Source organism: Pseudomonadota bacterium (genome assembly GCA_039815145.1).
Classification (GTDB): domain Bacteria; phylum Pseudomonadota; class Gammaproteobacteria; order Steroidobacterales; family JBCBZW01; genus JBCBZW01.
Genome location: JBCBZW010000006.1, coordinates 30,767 through 48,368, shown reverse-complemented (window position 1 = coordinate 48,368; position 17,602 = coordinate 30,767). Strand labels below are relative to the sequence as shown.

The 17,602-nt window shown below is 66.9% G+C and carries 15 protein-coding genes and 1 tRNA gene; 12 read left to right on the top strand and 4 right to left on the bottom strand.

Annotation, left to right across the window (positions count from 1 at the left end):
• Positions 1–2 precede the first annotated feature (2 nt).
• The 7 genes from AAF184_03250 to AAF184_03220 all read left to right on the top strand — a co-directional run bounded on the left by AAF184_03250 (position 3) and on the right by AAF184_03220 (position 10,036).
• Positions 3–1,169 (top strand): glycosyltransferase family 4 protein, encoded by a 1,167-nt coding sequence (locus AAF184_03250; GenBank protein MEO0421325.1) that lies wholly within the window; start codon positions 3–5, stop codon positions 1,167–1,169.
• A gap of 12 nt (positions 1,170–1,181) precedes the next feature.
• Positions 1,182–2,348: a glycosyltransferase family 4 protein gene (locus AAF184_03245; protein MEO0421324.1), complete on the top strand. Its 1,167-nt coding sequence runs from the start codon at positions 1,182–1,184 to the stop codon at positions 2,346–2,348.
• Positions 2,349–2,352: 4 nt separating this feature from the next.
• Entirely contained in the window at positions 2,353–3,603 is a 1,251-nt protein-coding gene (locus AAF184_03240) for a glycosyltransferase (GenBank protein MEO0421323.1), read from the top strand.
• Between the two features lie 101 nt (positions 3,604–3,704).
• On the top strand, positions 3,705–5,327 hold the full coding sequence (gene xrtD / locus AAF184_03235; protein ID MEO0421322.1) for a VPLPA-CTERM-specific exosortase XrtD: 1,623 nt from the start codon (positions 3,705–3,707) through the stop codon (positions 5,325–5,327).
• A gap of 28 nt (positions 5,328–5,355) precedes the next feature.
• Positions 5,356–7,065 carry an MraY family glycosyltransferase gene (locus tag AAF184_03230; protein ID MEO0421321.1) on the top strand — a complete coding sequence of 570 codons (1,710 nt, stop codon included), beginning with the start codon at positions 5,356–5,358 and terminating at the stop codon, positions 7,063–7,065.
• Positions 7,066–7,159: 94 nt separating this feature from the next.
• Positions 7,160–9,595, top strand: a complete 2,436-nt coding sequence (locus AAF184_03225; protein ID MEO0421320.1) for a tetratricopeptide repeat protein — start codon at positions 7,160–7,162, stop codon at positions 9,593–9,595.
• Between the two features lie 18 nt (positions 9,596–9,613).
• Positions 9,614–10,036, top strand: coding sequence for a hypothetical protein (locus AAF184_03220; protein MEO0421319.1), 423 nt, complete (start codon positions 9,614–9,616; stop codon positions 10,034–10,036).
• A gap of 5 nt (positions 10,037–10,041) precedes the next feature.
• Here the strand turns inward: AAF184_03220 and AAF184_03215 are convergent, their stop codons facing one another.
• The 3 genes from AAF184_03215 to AAF184_03205 are packed head-to-tail and all read right to left on the bottom strand — an operon-like array spanning position 10,042 to position 11,596.
• Complete coding sequence (locus tag AAF184_03215; protein ID MEO0421318.1) at positions 10,042–10,413, bottom strand: hypothetical protein; 372 nt, start codon at positions 10,411–10,413, stop codon at positions 10,042–10,044.
• 2 nt (positions 10,414–10,415) lie between these two features.
• Complete coding sequence (gene trmH, locus AAF184_03210) at positions 10,416–11,126, bottom strand: tRNA (guanosine(18)-2'-O)-methyltransferase TrmH (protein ID MEO0421317.1); 711 nt, start codon at positions 11,124–11,126, stop codon at positions 10,416–10,418.
• Between the two features lie 8 nt (positions 11,127–11,134).
• Positions 11,135–11,596, bottom strand: a complete 462-nt coding sequence (locus tag AAF184_03205) for a peroxiredoxin (GenBank protein ID MEO0421316.1) — start codon at positions 11,594–11,596, stop codon at positions 11,135–11,137.
• Between the two features lie 255 nt (positions 11,597–11,851).
• Here AAF184_03205 and AAF184_03200 point away from each other — a divergent pair, with 255 nt between their 5' ends.
• From AAF184_03200 to AAF184_03190, 3 genes are all read left to right on the top strand, one after another.
• The gene (locus AAF184_03200) at positions 11,852–12,370 is read left to right on the top strand and encodes a fasciclin domain-containing protein (protein MEO0421315.1); all 519 of its coding nucleotides are present in this window, start codon (positions 11,852–11,854) and stop codon (positions 12,368–12,370) included.
• 158 nt (positions 12,371–12,528) lie between these two features.
• Positions 12,529–12,605 (top strand) — tRNA-Arg (locus tag AAF184_03195).
• Between the two features lie 123 nt (positions 12,606–12,728).
• Positions 12,729–14,276 carry a hypothetical protein gene (locus AAF184_03190; protein MEO0421314.1) on the top strand — a complete coding sequence of 516 codons (1,548 nt, stop codon included), beginning with the start codon at positions 12,729–12,731 and terminating at the stop codon, positions 14,274–14,276.
• A 39-nt stretch (positions 14,277–14,315) separates the two neighbouring features.
• Here AAF184_03190 and AAF184_03185 read toward each other — a convergent pair whose 3' ends face one another.
• A complete protein-coding gene (locus AAF184_03185) occupies positions 14,316–15,371 on the bottom strand; it encodes a hypothetical protein (protein ID MEO0421313.1) in 1,056 nt (351 codons plus the stop codon).
• A gap of 284 nt (positions 15,372–15,655) precedes the next feature.
• Here AAF184_03185 and AAF184_03180 point away from each other — a divergent pair, with 284 nt between their 5' ends.
• Positions 15,656–16,804, top strand: a complete 1,149-nt coding sequence (locus AAF184_03180) for an N-acetyltransferase (GenBank protein MEO0421312.1) — start codon at positions 15,656–15,658, stop codon at positions 16,802–16,804.
• Positions 16,801–17,601, top strand: coding sequence for an NTP transferase domain-containing protein (locus AAF184_03175; protein MEO0421311.1), 801 nt, complete (start codon positions 16,801–16,803; stop codon positions 17,599–17,601). The genes AAF184_03180 and AAF184_03175 overlap by 4 nt, the downstream gene beginning before the upstream one ends.
• Position 17,602: the final 1 nt, after the last annotated feature.

Below are 17,602 nucleotides of genomic sequence, written 5' to 3'. Positions count from 1 at the left end.
CCATGCCCCGCATCTGCTTCGTGGGGTTGGACAACTACCCCGTCCTCAACCCTCGCGCGGGAGGGGATTACTTCGGCGGGGAGTCCGTTCAGCAGACCTTGCTGGCGCGCGCCTACGTTGCCGCGGGATGGGACGTGCACATGCTCGTCAAGGATCACGGGCAGGCCGCGGATGAGGTGATCGACGACATTCGCGTGCACACCGCCTACGACGAGCGCGCGGGCTTTCCCGTGCTGCGCTTTCTCCATCCACGGGCGAGCGGCATCCTGCGCGCCCTCGTGGCCGCGGACGCCGATGTGTACTACCAGTCGTGTGCGGGGATGATCACCGGACTGACGGCCTGGCACGCCGCGCGCCACGGACGACGCTTCGTGTTTCGGGTGGCCCACGACACAGACTGCATTCCCGGCCAACAGCTGATTCGCTTCTGGCGTGACCGCAAGCTCTACGAGTACGGACTCAAGCGCGCCGACTTCATCTCCGCCCAGGGCGAGCATCAACGCGAGCTCTTGCGCGAACACTATGGCCTCGAGAGCACGCCGATTCCGATGGCTGTCGAGTTGCCAGGCGAGGCCCTCGATGGCGAGCGCGACGTGGACGTCCTCTGGGTGAACAACCTGCGCGACTTCAAGCGACCGGAGCTCGTGCCCGAGCTGGCCAGAGCCTTGGGGCGCTGGCAACTGGCGATGATCGGCGGTGCCGTGCCCGGCTTCGCGCCCCTCTACGATGAGGTACGAGCACAGGCCGAGCAGATCCCCAACCTGGCGATGCTCGGCGCCGTGCCGTACCACGAGGTCAACAGCCAGTTCGCCCGTGCGCGGGTGTTCGTCAACACCTCCGATAGCGAGGGCTTTCCAAACTCCTTCCTGCAGGCGTGGATTCGCGGCGTGCCGGTGGTGAGCTTCTTCGATCCCGATGGACTGATCGCCCGCCACGGCTTGGGGCTAGCCGTAAGTGGCGACGTGCACACCATGGCGCGGGAACTCGATGCGCTGCTGGCTGATCCTCCAACCCTGCGGGCCATGGCGGAGCGATGTCGGAACTTCGCGCTGGCCCATTACGCGCCTGCGGCGGTGGTGGAGCGACACCTGAGTACCGGGGCAACGCCAGGCGACCGGGGGGCTGATGCGACTCACGCGCGCTCGTCGCTGTCGCTGCCCACCTCCTGACCGCTCGCGCCCATGAGCCCGTCCAACGGACCGTCACCGATTCTCCTGCTGCTGCCCTCCCTCGTGCGTGCCGGGGCGGAGACCCAGGCCATCAGCTTGGCCAACGGACTCGCTCGCCAGGGCTTCGCCGTGCATCTGGCCACCTTCGGCGAGAACCTGGATCAGCTCGAGGAGATCGACCGCACTCAGGTGGTGTTCCACCGACTGCAACGTCGCGGGCGCTTCGGGTGGTCCCTCGTCTGGGAACTCGTGCGCCTCATGCGCACGCATCGCTTCGCGGTGATCCACTGCACCTTGCAGATCTCCCTGTTCTACGCGTCCCTCGCGCGGTGGTTGAGTCCGTTGCGGGGCAGGCCCGAGTTGGTGGTGGCGCTGCACACGACCCAGAACCTATCCGCCCGCGAGGAACGTTTCGATCGCTGGCTCTACCGGCCTCTGATCGCCCGCTGCGCCCGCGTGGTGTTCGTCTGCCGCGCGCAGGCGACCCATTGGATCGAGCGCTTCCCGGAGCTCGCACCTCGCGCGGCAGTGGTCTACAACGGCGTGGATGCCGAGCGCTTTGCACCGGCACCGGCGCACGAAGCGGCGGCGCGTGCCCTGCGCGCCACCCTAGGCATCGAGGAGGACGCGCCGGTGCTGATCTGCGTCGCGCGCTTGCGGCGAGAAAAGGGGCATCTGCTGCTGCTGCGAGCCCTCGCCGAGCAACCTCATCGCGGGCTACACCTGGTGCTGGCAGGCGATGGGGAGATGCGCGAACAGATCGAGGCGCAGCGGCGCAGCCTCGCGCTCAGCCGGTGGGTGCATCTGCTCGGCGACGTGCAGGACACGCGGCCGCTCTACGCCCTGGCCGATGCCAGCGTGCTGGCCTCGACCAGCGTCGAGACCTTCTCCATGGCGATGTTGGAATCCCTGGCCATGGGCACGCCGATGATCGCCACGCGGATGGGTGGAATGGGCGAGGCGATCGAGGCAGACCGGACCGGCTGGCTGGTGCCGCCGGGCGATGTGCCCGCGTTGAGCGAAGCACTGGGGGCCCTAGCGGCGGACCGACCCAAGGCGGCTCGCCTGGGTGCGACCGGGCGCGATCGGGTGTGCGAGTCGTTCACCGTACAGGCGATGATTCGCGACACGGCCGCCCTCATCGAACAGGTGGCGCCGACCACCGCGCCCGCCAGGTGATCGCATGAACGCACCGACCCCGCCCACCACACGCGTGCGCATCTTCTACCCATCCGATCCCTTAGGCACGGTGCCGGGGGGTATCGAAACCTTTATCCGCGGATTGATCGGGTGGGCGCCGGAGGACATCGAGTTCAGCGTCGTAGGGCTGACCACGGATGCCCAAACCCGGCCCGTCGGGCGCTGGCTCAGTTGCCAGCTGCGGGGCAACACCTATCGCCACTTCGCCACCTACGCCGTGGACGACCCCTCGCGTCAGCCGCGCGTGCCTGCGACGGTCCGCTACCTCGCCGCGCTCGCGCCGCGTCGGGGCCTGGTGGATCGCAGCGCTTACGACGTGGCCGAAGTGCATCGCCTCGAGCCCGTCGCCCTGCTGCCGCGGGGAACGCAGATCAGCGCGATCCTGCACCAGGACAGCGCGGTGCTCTACGACCGCGGGAGCGACATCCGCTGGCGCCATCTGCCCGGGCTGTACTTCGCCCTGGAGTCGCGCCTGATCGCTCGGACCGCCAGCGTCTTCAGCGTGTTTCAGAGCGCTGTGGACGGGTTCAAGCAACGCTATCCGACCCTTGCCAGTCGCGTGCGATTCACGCCCACCTGGTTCGATAGCGATCGCTTCGCCGTGCCGCAGCTCGCCGTCCGAGGCGAGGCTCGACAGGCGCTGTGCCAGCGCTTGGGATTAGGTGAGAACGCCGCGCTGATGGTGCAGGTAGGGCGGCTGGAGTCGCAGAAGGAGCCCGCCCTCGCGCTGCGTACACTGGCGCGCCTGGCGCAGAACGACGACGGTCGAGAGTGGGGTCTGGTCTACGTGGGGGACGGCAGCCTGCGCCAGCAACTGGAGACGACTGCCCGATCTCTCGGCGTGGCCGAGCGCGTGCACATCACTGGCCTGCTGCCGCCGGAGGCGATCGGCGCCTACCTGCACGGCGCTGATGTGTTCCTGCTTCCCTCACGCTACGAGGGGATGCCGATCGCCCTGCTGGAGGCGATGGCCACCGGCCTGCCCGCCGTCGCCAGCGACGTCGGGGAAGTGCGACGCGTGTTACGCGATGGGGTAAACGGGTGGGTGATCCCGACCCACGAACGCAGCGCGGAGCACTTCGCTGCGGCCGTGGCCCGGGTGATGACCCTGTCCGCCTCAATGCCCCGCGAACGCTTGGATCAGGCGTGTGTCGAAGCCGTGACGCCCTACGCCCCTGAGCGTGTGCTCGGCCCCCTTTATGACAACTATCGCGAGCTCCGCCAGAGCGCCTGAGGCGGGGGCAACTGGTAGAATCGACGAGCTCAAGGACAGGGTTCGCCAACTACGACGGTGCGCCAACGCGGCGCCCTGACACGTGCAACGGCAAGGACGACATGGTTTCCATCTCCAACGATGCAACGCTCGCTTCCGGCCCTCCGGTGCCACCCGCCTCATCGGGCGACGGCCTGCCCCTGATGTCCACCCTGGCGTGGGTGACCCTGGGTGTGCTGCTGGCCGCCCTGGGGCTGATCTTCTTCGACGGCCTCGCGTTCATGGTCGACGAGTGGTCACGCGAGGAGTACAGCCACGGTTACCTCATCCCGATCATCGCTGCCGCCATGGTGTGGCGCGAGCGGCGCGCCCTCAGCAGCCTCGCCTGGTCAGGTAGCTACCTAGGGCTTTTGGTGACCTTCGCCGGGCTCGGCCTGTTCCTGCTGGGCGAGCTCAGCACACTCTACGTACTCATCCAGTACGCCTTCCTGCTCACCCTCACCGGCGTGTGCCTGGCGATCTTCGGCGTGCGCGCGATGCGCTACCTGTGGGTGCCGCTCGTCTACCTGTTCTTCATGATCCCCCTGCCGAATTTCCTCTACGCCAACTTGAGCCAGCAGCTGCAGCTGATCTCCTCGGCGCTCGGGGTGGCGGTGATTCGCCTGTTCGATATCAGCGTGTTCCTCGAGGGTAACGTGATCGATCTGGGCGTCTATCAGCTGCAAGTGGTGGAGGCCTGCAGCGGCCTTCGCTACTTGTTCCCACTCATGAGCTTCGGGTTTCTCTGCGCCTACCTGTTCAAGGCGCCCGCGTGGCAGCGGGTGCTGGTGTTCCTGTCCTCGATTCCACTCACGGTGCTCATGAACAGCATTCGCGTGGGCATCATCGGTGTGCTGGTGGAGTACTTCGGCATCGAGCAGGCGGAGGGCTTCCTGCACTACTTCGAGGGCTGGGTCATCTTCATGGCCTGCGTCGGCATGCTCTTCGCGGGCATGTGGTTGCTGGCGCGCTTCACCGGCGGCGGTCGTTCCTTCAACGACGTGTTCGTGGTGGATCTCGGGGAGCCTGCCGAGCGAGGCCTCGACCACCAGCGCCTGGCGCGTTCGGCCACCGTAGCGACCGTGGCGGTGGTGGTGATGGCCGTCTTCACCCTGTCGCTGACCGCCCGCGAGGAGGTGGTACCGCCGCGGGCGGAGTTTACGAGCTTCCCCCTGCGCTTGGGCGATGGCTGGGTCGGGCGCAGCGAGCGCCTGCGCCCCAACATCCTCAAGGTGCTGAAGCTCACGGACTACGCGCTTATCAACTACACCAGCACCAGCGAGCGGGCGCCGGTGAATCTCTACTCGGCGTACTACGCGTCTCAGCGTAAGGGCGCATCGATCCACTCGCCGCGCTCCTGCCTGCCAGGTAACGATTGGATCATCAACGACTCGCGGGTGGAGGAGGTCGACCTGCGCATCCCCGGCGAGGCGCCCGTGCGGGTCAACCGCGTGCTGATCCAGAAGGAGCGCTCCCGCCAGCTCGTCTACTACTGGTTCGATCAACGCGGCCGTTCGCTGACCAATGAGTACGCGGTGAAGTGGTACCTGCTGTGGGACGCCCTGCGCCTGAACCGCACCGATGGTGCCCTGCTGCGCCTGACCACGCCGATCCTCGAGAGCGAGACGCCGGAGCAGGCGGAGGCTCGCTTGCAGGGGCTCCTGCGTGAGGTGAGCTTGCGCTTCGATCAGTACCTGCCGGACTGAGCACGGGCCCGAGCGAAGACGAGTCGAGATGAGCCTCTTTACCTCCTTCCTGTTTGCCCTGATGACGAGCATGCTCCTGGTGCCCGTCCTCCAACGCTATGCGGGAAGGCTGGGACTCATCGACACCCCGGACGCGCGTAAGGTCCACGAGCGTCTGGTGCCGCGCAGCGGCGGAGTGGCCATCGTCGCCGGCGCGCTCCTGCCCATCGTCCTGTGGGCACCGGCGGACTCCCTGCTCGCCCACCTGATGCTCGGGGCGATGGTGATCGTCCTGTTCGGCTTGTTCGACGATCGTCAGGAACTCGACTACCGCTTGAAGTTTGCGGGCCAGGCGCTGGCCGCCCTCATCGCGATGCGCGGGGGGCTGCTGATCGAGGTCTGGCCCTTTGTGGGCATCGATCCGGTGCCGGCGTTCCTGTCCTATCCCACCACGTTCCTCTTCCTGATCGGCGTGACTAACGCGATCAACTTCTCGGACGGCCTCGACGGGTTGGCGGGCGGTATCTCCCTGGTCACCTTGGGCGCGATCGCGTTCATCGCGGGCACGCCGGCGGGGCAGAACGTCACCCAGACCGCCTTGGAACTCATGGTGGGCGATGCGGAGCAGGGCCGGCACATCGCCCTCTACGCCATCGCCATCATCGGCGGCTTGTGCGGCTTCCTGCGCTACAACAACTACCCTGCGCAGATCTTCATGGGCGACACGGGTAGCCAGTTCCTCGGTTTCATGACGGCGGGCCTCGCCATCGCCCTGACCCAGCACTTCGACACGGCGCTCAATCCCGCCATCGTGGTGCTGCTCTTCGGTCTGCCGATTCTCGATACCTTCTCGGTGATGATCTGGCGTATACGCACCGGCCAGTCGCCGTTCCGCCCCGACCGCAAGCACTTCCACCACCGCCTGCTCGATATGGGCTTCAAGCACTACGAGGCGGTCTCGACCATCTACGTGGTGCAGGCCGCGCTCGTGCTGTGCGCCCTGGCCGTGCGCTTCAGTGCGGATATCGTTGTGGTGAGCATCTACGTGCTCGCCTGCGCCGTGATCGTGGTCGGCTTTCGCGTGGCGAGGGTGACCGATTGGCGCCTGCGCGAAGCGCCCAAGCCTGGGGAGTTCGTTGAGCGGCGCAACCTCTGGCTGCGCGGCATGCCCTGGCTGCATCCGGTGAGCGTCTCGATGGTGGAGGCAGGTTTCGCGGCCCTGGTGGCCTTAGCGGCGTTCTCGCCCCTGGGTTTTGCGCCGGGCGTGGGCCTTGCGAGCATCGTGGCGGGGGTGGGCTTGCTGCTCACGCTGCGCTTGAGTGGGCGTCGTCGTCGGCTGTTGCGGCGAATCACGCTCTACGGCGCTGCCGTGCTGGCCGTGTTCGTGCTCGAGACGGCGGATGCGGGCGGCGTAGGCATCGTGCCGAAGCTCTCGGTGAACATCCTCACCCTGGCCCTGGTGGGGGCGCTGGTGGTGGCGATTCGCGTGACTCGGCGTAGCCGCTTCAGCACGTCTCCCCTGGATATCCTCATCCTGCTCTTCGTGGTCGTGGTGCTACTGCTGGGCGCGGACGGTGCGACCCCGCTGGCCCCGGTGGGCGCCGTGCTCGATCAGGACCAGGCGGTCGCTCGCCTCGCCGTGCTCTTCTACGCCACAGAGTTGTTGAGCAGCAAAGGCAATCGCTACCTGAACCTCCTGAGCGGAGCGGCCGGCAGTTGCCTGCTGCTGATTGGATTGCGCGCACTCCTGCTGGGCTGACCGACGGAGCGCGATGACGCGCACACGGTGCGCCTGCGGTAGACTCTCGCGCCAACGTGGGGCGCATCCCGACAACTAAACTTCGAGGAAAACCATGAGAACCCTGCTGCCCGTGCTGACGGCCTTGCTCGCGGCCATGCTGCTAACTGCCTGCGGTAGTGCCGAGGATCGTGCCGCGAAGTACATCGATCGCGCGCAGGAGTTCTTCGACGAGGGCGACCTCGTCAAAGCCCGGCTGGACTTGCGCACGGCGGTCAAGATCGATCGCGACAACATCGAGGCGCGCATGTTGCTTGCGCGAATCTCAGAGCAGAATCGCAACTACCGGGCGATGTACAACCATCTGCAGCGGGTGCTTGCCATCGATGAGGGCAACATCGATGCCCGGGTGAAGCTCGGCATTTTGCAGCTCGGTGCCGCCAGCCAGACACCCGAGGCGATCGAGCAGGCACGGGAGAACGTCGCCGAGGCCGTGGCGTTGGCGCCGGACAATCCCGACGTGCAGGTGCTGCAGGCCTCCCTGACGCGTTTCGACGGCGATCTCGCCGGGGCGACTGAGCAGATCACCCAGGTGCTGGCCGATCATCCGGACAACGTCCCGGCCCACTCGCTGTTGTTTTCGCTGCTCTACCAGCAGGGACAGGTGGACGAGGCCTTGGCTGCGCTCGATGAGGGGATCGGCCTGAATCCGTCGGCGGCGGCGCTGCACCTGTTTCGCCTGCAGGCGCTGCAGAACCTGGAGCGTTGGGAGGATGTGGAGTCGGGGCTGAATTCGCTCATCGAGCAGTTCCCCGAGCGCAACGCGGTGCGCTATCAGCTGGCCAACTTCTACGTCCAGCGAGGCCGCGAGGACGAGGCCGAAGCGGTGCTGGAAGCCCTGGTCAGCGATGACCCGGAAGACAGCACGGCCAAGCTCGAGTACGCCGAATTCCTTGCCAACCGACGTGACCCGGCAAAGGCCGAGGCCGCCCTGAAGTCCTACGTCGCGGCGGAACCCGACGTTCAGGCGTTTCGCTTCGCCCTGGCGACCCTGTACCAGGCGCAGGGGCGAAACCCCGAGGCAATCGAGGTCTTCGAGAGCGTCGTCAGCAGTGCCGACGACGCGGAGGATCGCGCGACCGCCCGCAACGAACTGTCCAAGCTCTACATGCGCGAAGGGCGAATGGACGAGGCCCGCCCGTTGATCGAGGCCGTCCTCGAGGATTCGCCGGGGGATCCGGAGGCGTTGATCCTGCGCGCAGGTCTCGCCTTACAGGACGGTCAGGTGGAGGATGCCATCACCGATCTGCGCGCTGCCCGCCGCAACGACCCCGACTCACGCCGCGCGCTCACGTTGCTGGCCCAGGCGCACGCGCAGGCGGGCGACAGCGTTCTGGCCGAGGAGCGTCTGCGGGATCTGCTGGCGGCTCACCCTGGCGACGCCTTCGCCCGCGACCGCCTGGCCGGCGTCCTGTACGGACGCGAGCAGTTTCGTGATGTCCACACGCTGATCCGCAGGGCCGACGAGGCCGGTGCGCCGCCCAGTGAGACGAGCGTGCGTCTGCTGGCGGAGGCGCTGATGCGCGATGGCCGCCCAGCGGAAGCGTTGAGCGTGGCGAATGAGATCGTCGCGGCGGCCGGCGCCAGCAACGTCGACCAGGCGCGCCTCGGCCATTACCTGGCCGGTCGCGCCCATCTCGCCGCGCGCGACTACGAGTCGGCGCTCGTCTCCTACCGCGAAGCCGCGGCGCTCGGCGAGATGACCGCCGATGTGCTCTCTGGCGTGGTGACCGCCCTGGTGGAGCTCGAGCGACCGGACGAGGCGCTCACCGAGCTCGACGCGTATCTCGAGGACCACCCCCAGGACTTCGCAGGGCTCACGCTCAAGGGCCAGGTGCTGAGCCGGAGCCAGCGCATGGAGGAGGCCCGCGAAGTGCTGGAGCAGTCGCTCACCGTGCGCAACGACGTGTGGCCGACCTACCGCGATCTCATCTCCGTAAACGTGGCGCTGGACGACGTACCCGCGGCCATCGACGTGGCTGACCGCGGTTTGGTGGTGGCGCCGGACAACGCTCAGTTGCGCTTGATCAAGGCTCAACTGTTGGAGCGCGAGACGGCTTACCTGGCGGCGATCGCCGAGTACGAGTTGATCCTCGAGACGGATCCGTCCTCCCTGGTCGCGATCAACAACCTGGCCTCCCTGGTCGCTGATCACCAGCGCACGGCGGAGCGTCTGGACTACGCGTCACAGCTGGCCCGCCCCCTGCGCACGCAGTCCAACGCCGTCTTTCTCGACACTGTCGGCTGGCTCGCCTACCGCTTGGAGAACTACACCGAGGCTCGGTCATTCCTCGAGCAAGCGGTGCGTACGGCGCGCGCAGAGCCGCGCTATGCGCAGGCGCTGCCCCAGCTTCGCTACCACCTTGGGATGATCTACGTGGCGATCGGTGAGTCGTCGCTGGCGCGCACAGAGCTGGAGGCCTCGATCGCTGAGGATGGCGTGAACTTCGTCGGCGTGCAGGAAGCCCGGGCCACCCTGTCGCGACTGTAAGAGAGGAGTTGCTGAACGATGAACACACTTAGGTGCATTCGCGCCGGTCTGCCGATCATGCTCACGGCCCTGACGCTTGGCCTACCCGGGCTGAGCCTGGGCCAAGCTTCCACCTCCCCCGCCAACGGGGAGGCGCGCGACGATGCGGACACGCGTGCGGGCTTCCGGGTGTACTTCGAACCTCTGCGCATCTGGCTGGAGCCGGACGTCTTCTGGTATCGCTGGGCCGATCAGAACAAGGCCTTCCTTTGGAACGGCGCCGCACAGGCACCCGAAGGGCCGGAGGTCGAGGACGGCCAGATGTTCATCTTGGAGAGCGAAGCGGGACCGTGCCTGCTCGTGCGCAAGAACAAGCGTTGGCGCCAGGCGGGCATCGTCTACGGGTGGCCCGAGCGTCTGCGCAACTACGGCGGTTGCGCCAGCCTTACGCCGGCCGAATAGGGCGCTTAGCTTCGGGGGCGGTGCGGGTCGTCGTCCCCGTGCTCCTCCACCACCTCGAATTCCCCCTCCACCACGTCTCCGCCGCCCGCACGAGGCGGCGGGCGAGGCCTGCGGCTCGGGCTGGGGCCATGGGGGCTACCGCTGGCGCGGAGCTTCCGTTGGTGCCACCAAAACCACACGCGAAAGGCGACGGCAGCCACCAGGGCGATGGCGAGTACAGCGGTGATCACGAAGGCCCCGAAGATGAGGCTGATGGCCAGCACACCGACCGCTGCCACCATGCCCACGGCTCGCGCCAGGAAGGCCCCTGGTCCTCCTGCCGGCGCGCCACCTTGGGCTTGGCGCTGACTCTCTATAAATCGTTGAAAATCGTTCATGGTCACTCCTCGGGGGAGGGGGGCGGCGGTGCCTCTCGGCCGGCGCTCGCGGGCGGATCCAGGGGGTTGTGGGCCATCTGACCGTCCTCACGCAGCGGCGGGTAGGGCAGGGCGCGCTCGTTGCAGCGCCTCGCGATATGCGGATAGGCCCACTCGAACAGGGTTTTGATGTACTGCTCTGCAGGCAAGCGACTGGGGCCGTCGTACAGGCCGGCGGCCTCGCGTTGGCGGCGGGCCTCGAACAACAGTAATGCGGCCGCGACGGACACATTCAAGGACTCCGTGAGTCCCTCCATCGGCACCGCGACGCACTGGGTGGCCTCGGCCAGGGTCTGCGGGGCCACGCCGTAGAGTTCGCTGCCGAGGACCACGGCGATGGGCTGGGTGTAGTCCACGTCGCGGTAGTCGATCGACTGCTCGCTGCGATGGGCCGTGAGCAGGGTGAAGCCATCCGCGCGCAGCGTATCGAAGCACTGGGTGAGTGTCTGGTGACGCTGTACGCGCACCCATTTGCGCACGCCCGCGGAGATCATGTGGTGGGAGCGAATCCCGTCCACGGAGACGGCGTGGATCCGATGCAACCCGACCGCATCCGCCGTGCGCATCACCGCCGCGATGTTGTGACTCTTCTGGGTGCGGTCCATCACCACCGTGAGGTCGGGTTGGCGCCGATTCAGGGCATGGCGCAGGCGCGCGAGTCGCTCCGGGGTCAAGGGAGTTCTCAGGTGCCGGTGGCACCGGCCTCGATCGCGCGCTTCACGAAGGCCTCGTGACGGTCGACGCTGAGGTCGGCCAGCACCGCATCCTCGATCGTGCCGTCGGCGCGAATGAGGAACGTGGCCCGGCGCACGATCAGTCCGAGCGGTCCCTTCACGTCATACAGCCCTGCCACCTGCTTGCGCGTATCCGCGAGGAGGGTGAAGGGCAGTTGGTGCTGCTCGCGAAAGCGCGCGTGGGAGTCGCTGTCCTGGGGGCTGACGCCGACCACACGTAGGTTGGCGGCCACCAGATCGTCGTTCAGATCGCGCAAGCTGCACGCCTCGCGGGTGCACCCCGGCGTGAAATCCGCCGGGTAGAAGTAGAGGATCAGCGGTCCATCGCTGAGCAGCGTCGACAAGGTCACGTCCTTGCCTTCGTGATCTGGCAGGGTGAAATCCGGGGCCTGGGTACCGGGCGAAAGCATCCTTGATCCTCCGAACGCGCGAATGCGCATTGAAATACCTGAAGTTCTTCAGTTTACCGCAACTGACCCGTGCTCGGGATTCGCGCTATGCACCGCGCGCCTGGCCGTGCGCCGTTCGACCGTTCGACCTATTGCGCGCACGACATGAAACCAGCGGTACCGTGGGTCGCGAACAATGCCCCCGAGCGACGCTGCTATGCGCGCCACGTCAGGTGGCGGCGGCGTCATCGTAACTCCAACCTAAGGGTAATATTGATGCGAAACGCACTGACCAAGTTCCTCGCTGGCTTCATTGCCTTTGCTGCTATCTCCGGTTCCGCTCTCGCTGGCCACCACGAGAAGGGTGAGATGGCTGCCGAGAAGGACATCGTTGCAACGGCGGTCGCCAACGGTAACTTCAAGACGCTGGCCGCTGCGCTGAAGGCTGCCGGTCTGGTCGACACGCTGCGTGGCGAAGGCCCCTTCACCGTGTTCGCACCCACCGACGCTGCCTTTGCCAAGCTGCCCGAAGGCACCGTGGCTGAGCTGCTCAAGCCCGAGAACAAGAAAAAGCTGATCGCCGTGCTCACCTACCACGTGGTGCCGGGCAAGGTGATGGCCAAGCAGGCCGTCAAGCTGGACTCCGCTGAGACCGTGAACGGCAACTCCCTCACCCTGAAGGTGATGGGCGAGAAGCTGCACGTCGACAACGCCACCGTGGTGGCTGCCGACGTCGAAGCCTCCAACGGCGTGATCCACGTGATCGACACCGTGGTGCTGCCGAACGCTCGCTAAGCCTGCAGGGCGCGTATCACTCGTGCCCTAACTGCAGTGAGCTGAGGGCCGGCGGGGCCGATCCCGCCGGCCCTTTCCGCTACCGCTTCCGCCCCCGACAAACTCCCGTCGGCGGTTTGGAACCGAGCCGTGACAGGGCGTAGACTGCGTAGCGGTACGCCCCGGTAGCTCAGCTGGATAGAGCATCCGCCTCCTAAGCGGAAGGTCCCACGTTCGAATCGTGGTCGGGGCGCCAGCGTCTCCCGCGCCGTCGTCCGGCGTCATCCCGTCTAACTGCCGCGAAGCTCCTGCAAGTGCTGGAGTCATTCGGTTGTCTGTGCCAAGGTCGCCCGCTTCAATCACCGCTGGAGCCGCCGAGTTGGACATCGCAGATCACGCGAGCCTGGTGCTGATCGCCCTCGGGCTGTACGTCGCCACGGTCGTCGGCCTGGGGCTCTACTACGCGCGTCGGGCCGGCTCCACCGAGGACTTCATCCTCGCCGGCCACAGCTTGTCGGCACCCTTCGTCTGTGGCTCGGTGGTGGCGACGTGGCTCGGTGGGGCGGTGGTGATCGGCAGCGCCAGGGAAGCGTACGTAGGCGGCTTTCAGGCCATCGTCTGGGACCCCTGGTCGCCCATGCTGACGCTGCTGTTCTGTGGGTTCTTCATGGTGGCCGTCTTCCGGCGCTCGCGCTTCACCACGGCCATCGATTTCTACAACGCGCGCTTCGACAAGCGTATCGGCATGTGCGGTCTGTTCGTCCACGTGCTCTCCTACCTGGCCTGGATCTCGGCGCAGCTGCTGTCGCTCGGGGTGATCATCGCGTTGGTGACGGGGCTGTCCACCGTGCCCGCCACCTTGCTCGGCGCGGTGGTAATCCTAAGCATCTGTTTAACCGGCGGCCTTTGGGCCCTTTCCCGATCGGATATGGTGGCCTTCGTCATCCTGACCGCCGTGCTGTTGATCGTGCTGCCCTACGCTCTATCGGCCGTGGGCGGGATCTCGGGCTTTATCGAACAGGCGGCCACTGCCGACGGCACGCCTCCCTTTAGCTTGTTCTACACCAGCGCGCCCAACGCGGCGGGTGAGCCTTCGGGCTTCGCGGGATACCTCGGTGTGCTCGGCATGCTCTACATGTGCGCGGCGTGGTTCTCCATCGCCTTCGGTGATCTGGGGGGCTCGGTACTCATCGCCCGCGCGCTCGCGGCCAAGGACGAGCGCGCCGCTACCCGCGGCTTCGTGTTCGGCGGGGTGTGCTACTTAGCTCTCGGCATGATCCCGGTGATCGTCGGCATGTGCGCCTTCATCCTGAACGCCAATGTGCCCGAGGCACAGCTGGATAACGTGTTCCCCAACTTCGTGCAGGAGTACCTGCCGGGATGGGTCACCGTGCTGTTTTTCGTGGCGGCGGCGTCGGCGATCATCAGTACGGCGGGGGACACGGTGCTCACCTCGGGCGCGTTGCTCGGCTACACCTTGCTGCGCACGGTGAAACCCGACGCGAGTGATCGCCTGAGTCTCGGCGTGACGCGGATCGCGATGATCTCGTTCACCGCCCTCGGCCTGTTGTTCGGCCTGGCGATGGGGGATCTGTACAACCTGCTGGTGTTCGGCGGCGCCGTCGCGTTCCCGACCATCGCCGCCACCTTCGTGTGTGGGGTGCTCTGGAAGGGGGCCAACGTGCCGGGCGCGATGGCCTCGATTGCGACCGGTGCGGTGAGTTGGTTGGTGTTCATCTGGGTGCTGTTCCCGCACACGGGGGGCGAGATCTGGGATGCGATCTACATCGGGGCCGTGCCGGCGTTCGTGCTCAGTGTCGTCGCCATCGTCGTGGTGTCGTTGCTCACGCGCAGGTCTTCTCCGCCGTCGCCGGCGCGAGATGTCGATGGTAACGACATCTCCGACACGCGCCTGTTTACGTGGTAGGGAAGCTAGCGTAAGTGCTAGTCCGTCGCCGCTGACGGGTCAGGGCTGACGGCGCGTCGCCGCATTGCCGGCGTGCACCCAATCGCCCTTCTCCTTGCGGGCGAGCATGACCCACGCCCAGCGATCGTCGAAGGTGTCGTCCGGCGCACTGCGCACCGTGCCGCGTGCGCGCACCTCCACCGCGACCCAAGCGAGATCTCCCGAGTCGGCCACCTCGATGACCGGGGGGCGCAGATCCTCGTAGCGTTGGTAGTCCAGGCGGGTGAAGAGTTGCTCGAAGCCGCGCTGCACGTCGAGGGAGGTGGCGTCGGTGAGTTGGCCATCGCTGATCACCATCATGATGGGGGCGCTGAGGGCGCCGAGCATGGCTGCGTCGCCTTCGCAGTGGGCGGCGAGCAGACGACGGTGTAGACGATACAAGCGCACGGCATCCAGGGCGGGCGCCTCGATCTCATCGACGTACCACGTGGGGGTGCGGGCGCGGGGGTCGATGAAGGAGAAGCGGTAGGAGAAGGTGCGCTCACCGTCATCGAGCACCATGTCGTAAGGCAGGGCGAGGTCGTCCAGCTGACGCCAATCGGAGAAGGTGGCGCGAACGGTCGTGTCGTCGGGCGTGCGCAGCACCATGCCGAGGGGCCGCTCGTTGGCGCCCACCAGGGAGACGCTGCCGCCGTAGGGTAGGCGGCCGCGCAGGGCCGGCTGGGCATCCTCGCCGAAGGCCACGACGGTGCCCACCGCATCGGGCACGAGGCTGGTGAACTCGAGGAGCAGGGCGTGGAACTGATGGCCGAGGGCAAACACCTTGGTGTCGTCGTCGCCCTGGCGTACACGGTCATCCACCGATTCCCAGGCGAGCGGCCCCTCGATCGCTCGCGTACGTACCTCCGCTTCCGGGTACGCGTGGCGAACGGCCATGTTGTCCATCGTGTGGTAGAAGCTCTCCACTCGGAAGGAGGTGCCGTCGGACACGTCCACCTCCGCCGCCGCCACGATGGCGCGATCGGCGCACGCATCGGTGCTGTGGGCGGCGGGCGCGCTGAGCGCGAGCGTCGCGGTGATCAGCAGCGGGAGGAGGGGGGTATGCAAGAGACGCATAGGAGATCTCCGGCGAGCGGTGGATGGCGATCCAGCGCCCTGTCGATGGTAAGGGGCCGATCGTAGCGCTTGCATCGGTTCGATCCCAGGGCAGGATGCGGGTTCCGCGGCGGGCGGGAGCCGGCGCGGCAGTCCTCGCGCTCGGCGCGTGGCGAAAGACCTAGCAAGCTCGCTCGCATGCCGCTCCGCGGCGGTCTCGCGGGCGGGTATTCGGCGCCTTGGGGCGGGCGTCGTCAGGGGGCGCTCCGCTCCCGGAGGCACCCCCTTTCCGCTACAATTCGCGCATGCAGATCAAACCCTTAAGCCCCAAAGGGGCGAGCGGTGGCGCCGAGCACGCCACCCTTGACGACTTTGTGCGCGTGCCCTGGGCCCTGTACCAAGACGACCCCCACTGGATCCCGCCCCTGCGCTTCGAGCGCAAGGATGCCCTGTCGCCGAAGGCGCCGGTGTTCGATCACCTGCAGTGGCAGGGCTGGGTGGCCTACGACGATGGGGGCACGCCGGTCGGCAGGATCACGGCGCAGATCGACGAGCTCTACGAGGCGCGCTACGGGGAGCCGGTGGGCTTCTTCGGCATGCTCGAGGCGCCGGACGACCAGGACTACTTCGACGGTCTCTTCGAGGTGGCCAAGCACTGGTTGCGCGAGCGCCAGCGCACGCGCGCCCTCGGCCCCTTCAACCTCAACGTGAACCAGGAGGTGGGTGTGCTCGTGGACGGCTTCGACAGCCCGCCCTACTTCATGATGGGCCATCACCGCCTCTACTACGCCGGGCGTATCGAGGCAGCCGGGTTCGCCGGCGCCCAGGACATGCTGGCCTACGAGATCGACACGGACACCTACGTCGTACCGCCGGTGCACGAGCGCCTGCGTAAGCGCTACCTGAAGGGGCTTACGCTGCGGGGTATCGACAAGCGCAAGCTCGATGAGGAACTCGAGCTCATGCGCGACATCTTCAACGACGCCTGGAGCGACAACTGGAGCTTCGTGCCCTTCACCGAGGAGGAGTTCCGCACGATCGGCAAGGAGATGTTGATGATCACGCCGCCGGAGTTTCTGCGCATCGCGGAGATCGACGGGCGTGGCGTGGCCTTCATCGTGCTGCTGCCGAACGTTAACGCGCACATCGCCGATCTCGATGGCGCCCTGTTGCCCTTCGGCTGGGCGAAGCTCCTGTGGCGCCTGAAGCGGGGGCCCCTGCGCAGCGGCCGCGTGCCCCTCATGGGCGTGCGCCGCGAGTTCCACTTCACCCGCCTCGGGCCCGGCCTCTCCTTCGCCCTCATTCACGCATTGAAGGAGCCGGCGATCGCCCGCGGCATCACGCGCACGGAGTTGTCCTGGATCCTCGAGTCCAACGACGGCATGCGCAGCATCATCGAGTCGATCGGCGGCAAGGTGTCCAAGCGCTATCGCATGTATTCGTGCGACCTGTGAGCCTGCCGCCGGTGGCCGTCGTGTTGGCGGGGGAGCGGCCCGGCGGCAATACCCTGGCGCGCGCTCACGGCGTGCGCAGCGCGCTGCTGATGGAACTCGAAGGCCGCGTCCTGATCGACTGGGCCATGGGCGCCATCACGCAGAGCGGTATCGAACGGACCCTGCTGGTGGGCCCGGGCGCCGGCCTCTCGGAGAGCCCGGCCGTGCGCCGTTGGCGCGAGCGCGAGGATGTGGATTGGGTGGCACCCGCGCGAGGGCCGGCGGCGAGTGCCATCGCCGCCGCGGAACACGCGGGCACCTGGCCCCTGTTGCTCACAAGCGCCGATCACGCGTTGCTGCAGTCATCGTCGGTTCGCGATTTCTGCACCAAGGCGCAAGCCATGACGGGCGCGGACGTGGTCGTCGGCATGGTGCTCGCCGATCGCGTACGCGAGCGGTTTCCCCACAGTCAGCGCACGTGGCTGCGCTTTCACGACGGTGAATGCTGCGGCAGCAACCTGTTTTTTCTGCGTACGCCGAGGGCCCTGCGCGTGCTGCGTTTCTGGCAGTCGCTGGAGACCATGCGCAAGCACCCCCTGCGCATGGCTCGCCAGCTCGGACCCACCGTGCTGGTGCGTTACCTCGCGGGCCGCCTCAAGCGCGACGATGCCCTGTCGCACGTGGGCAAGCAGTGCGATGCCACGATTCGCTCCGTGTTACTCGACAGCGCAGAGCTTGCCGTCGACGTGGATTCGCCCGCTGACTTCACCTTGGCCGAACACGTGTTGCGCGAACGGGCGGCCACGAGGGACGCGTGAG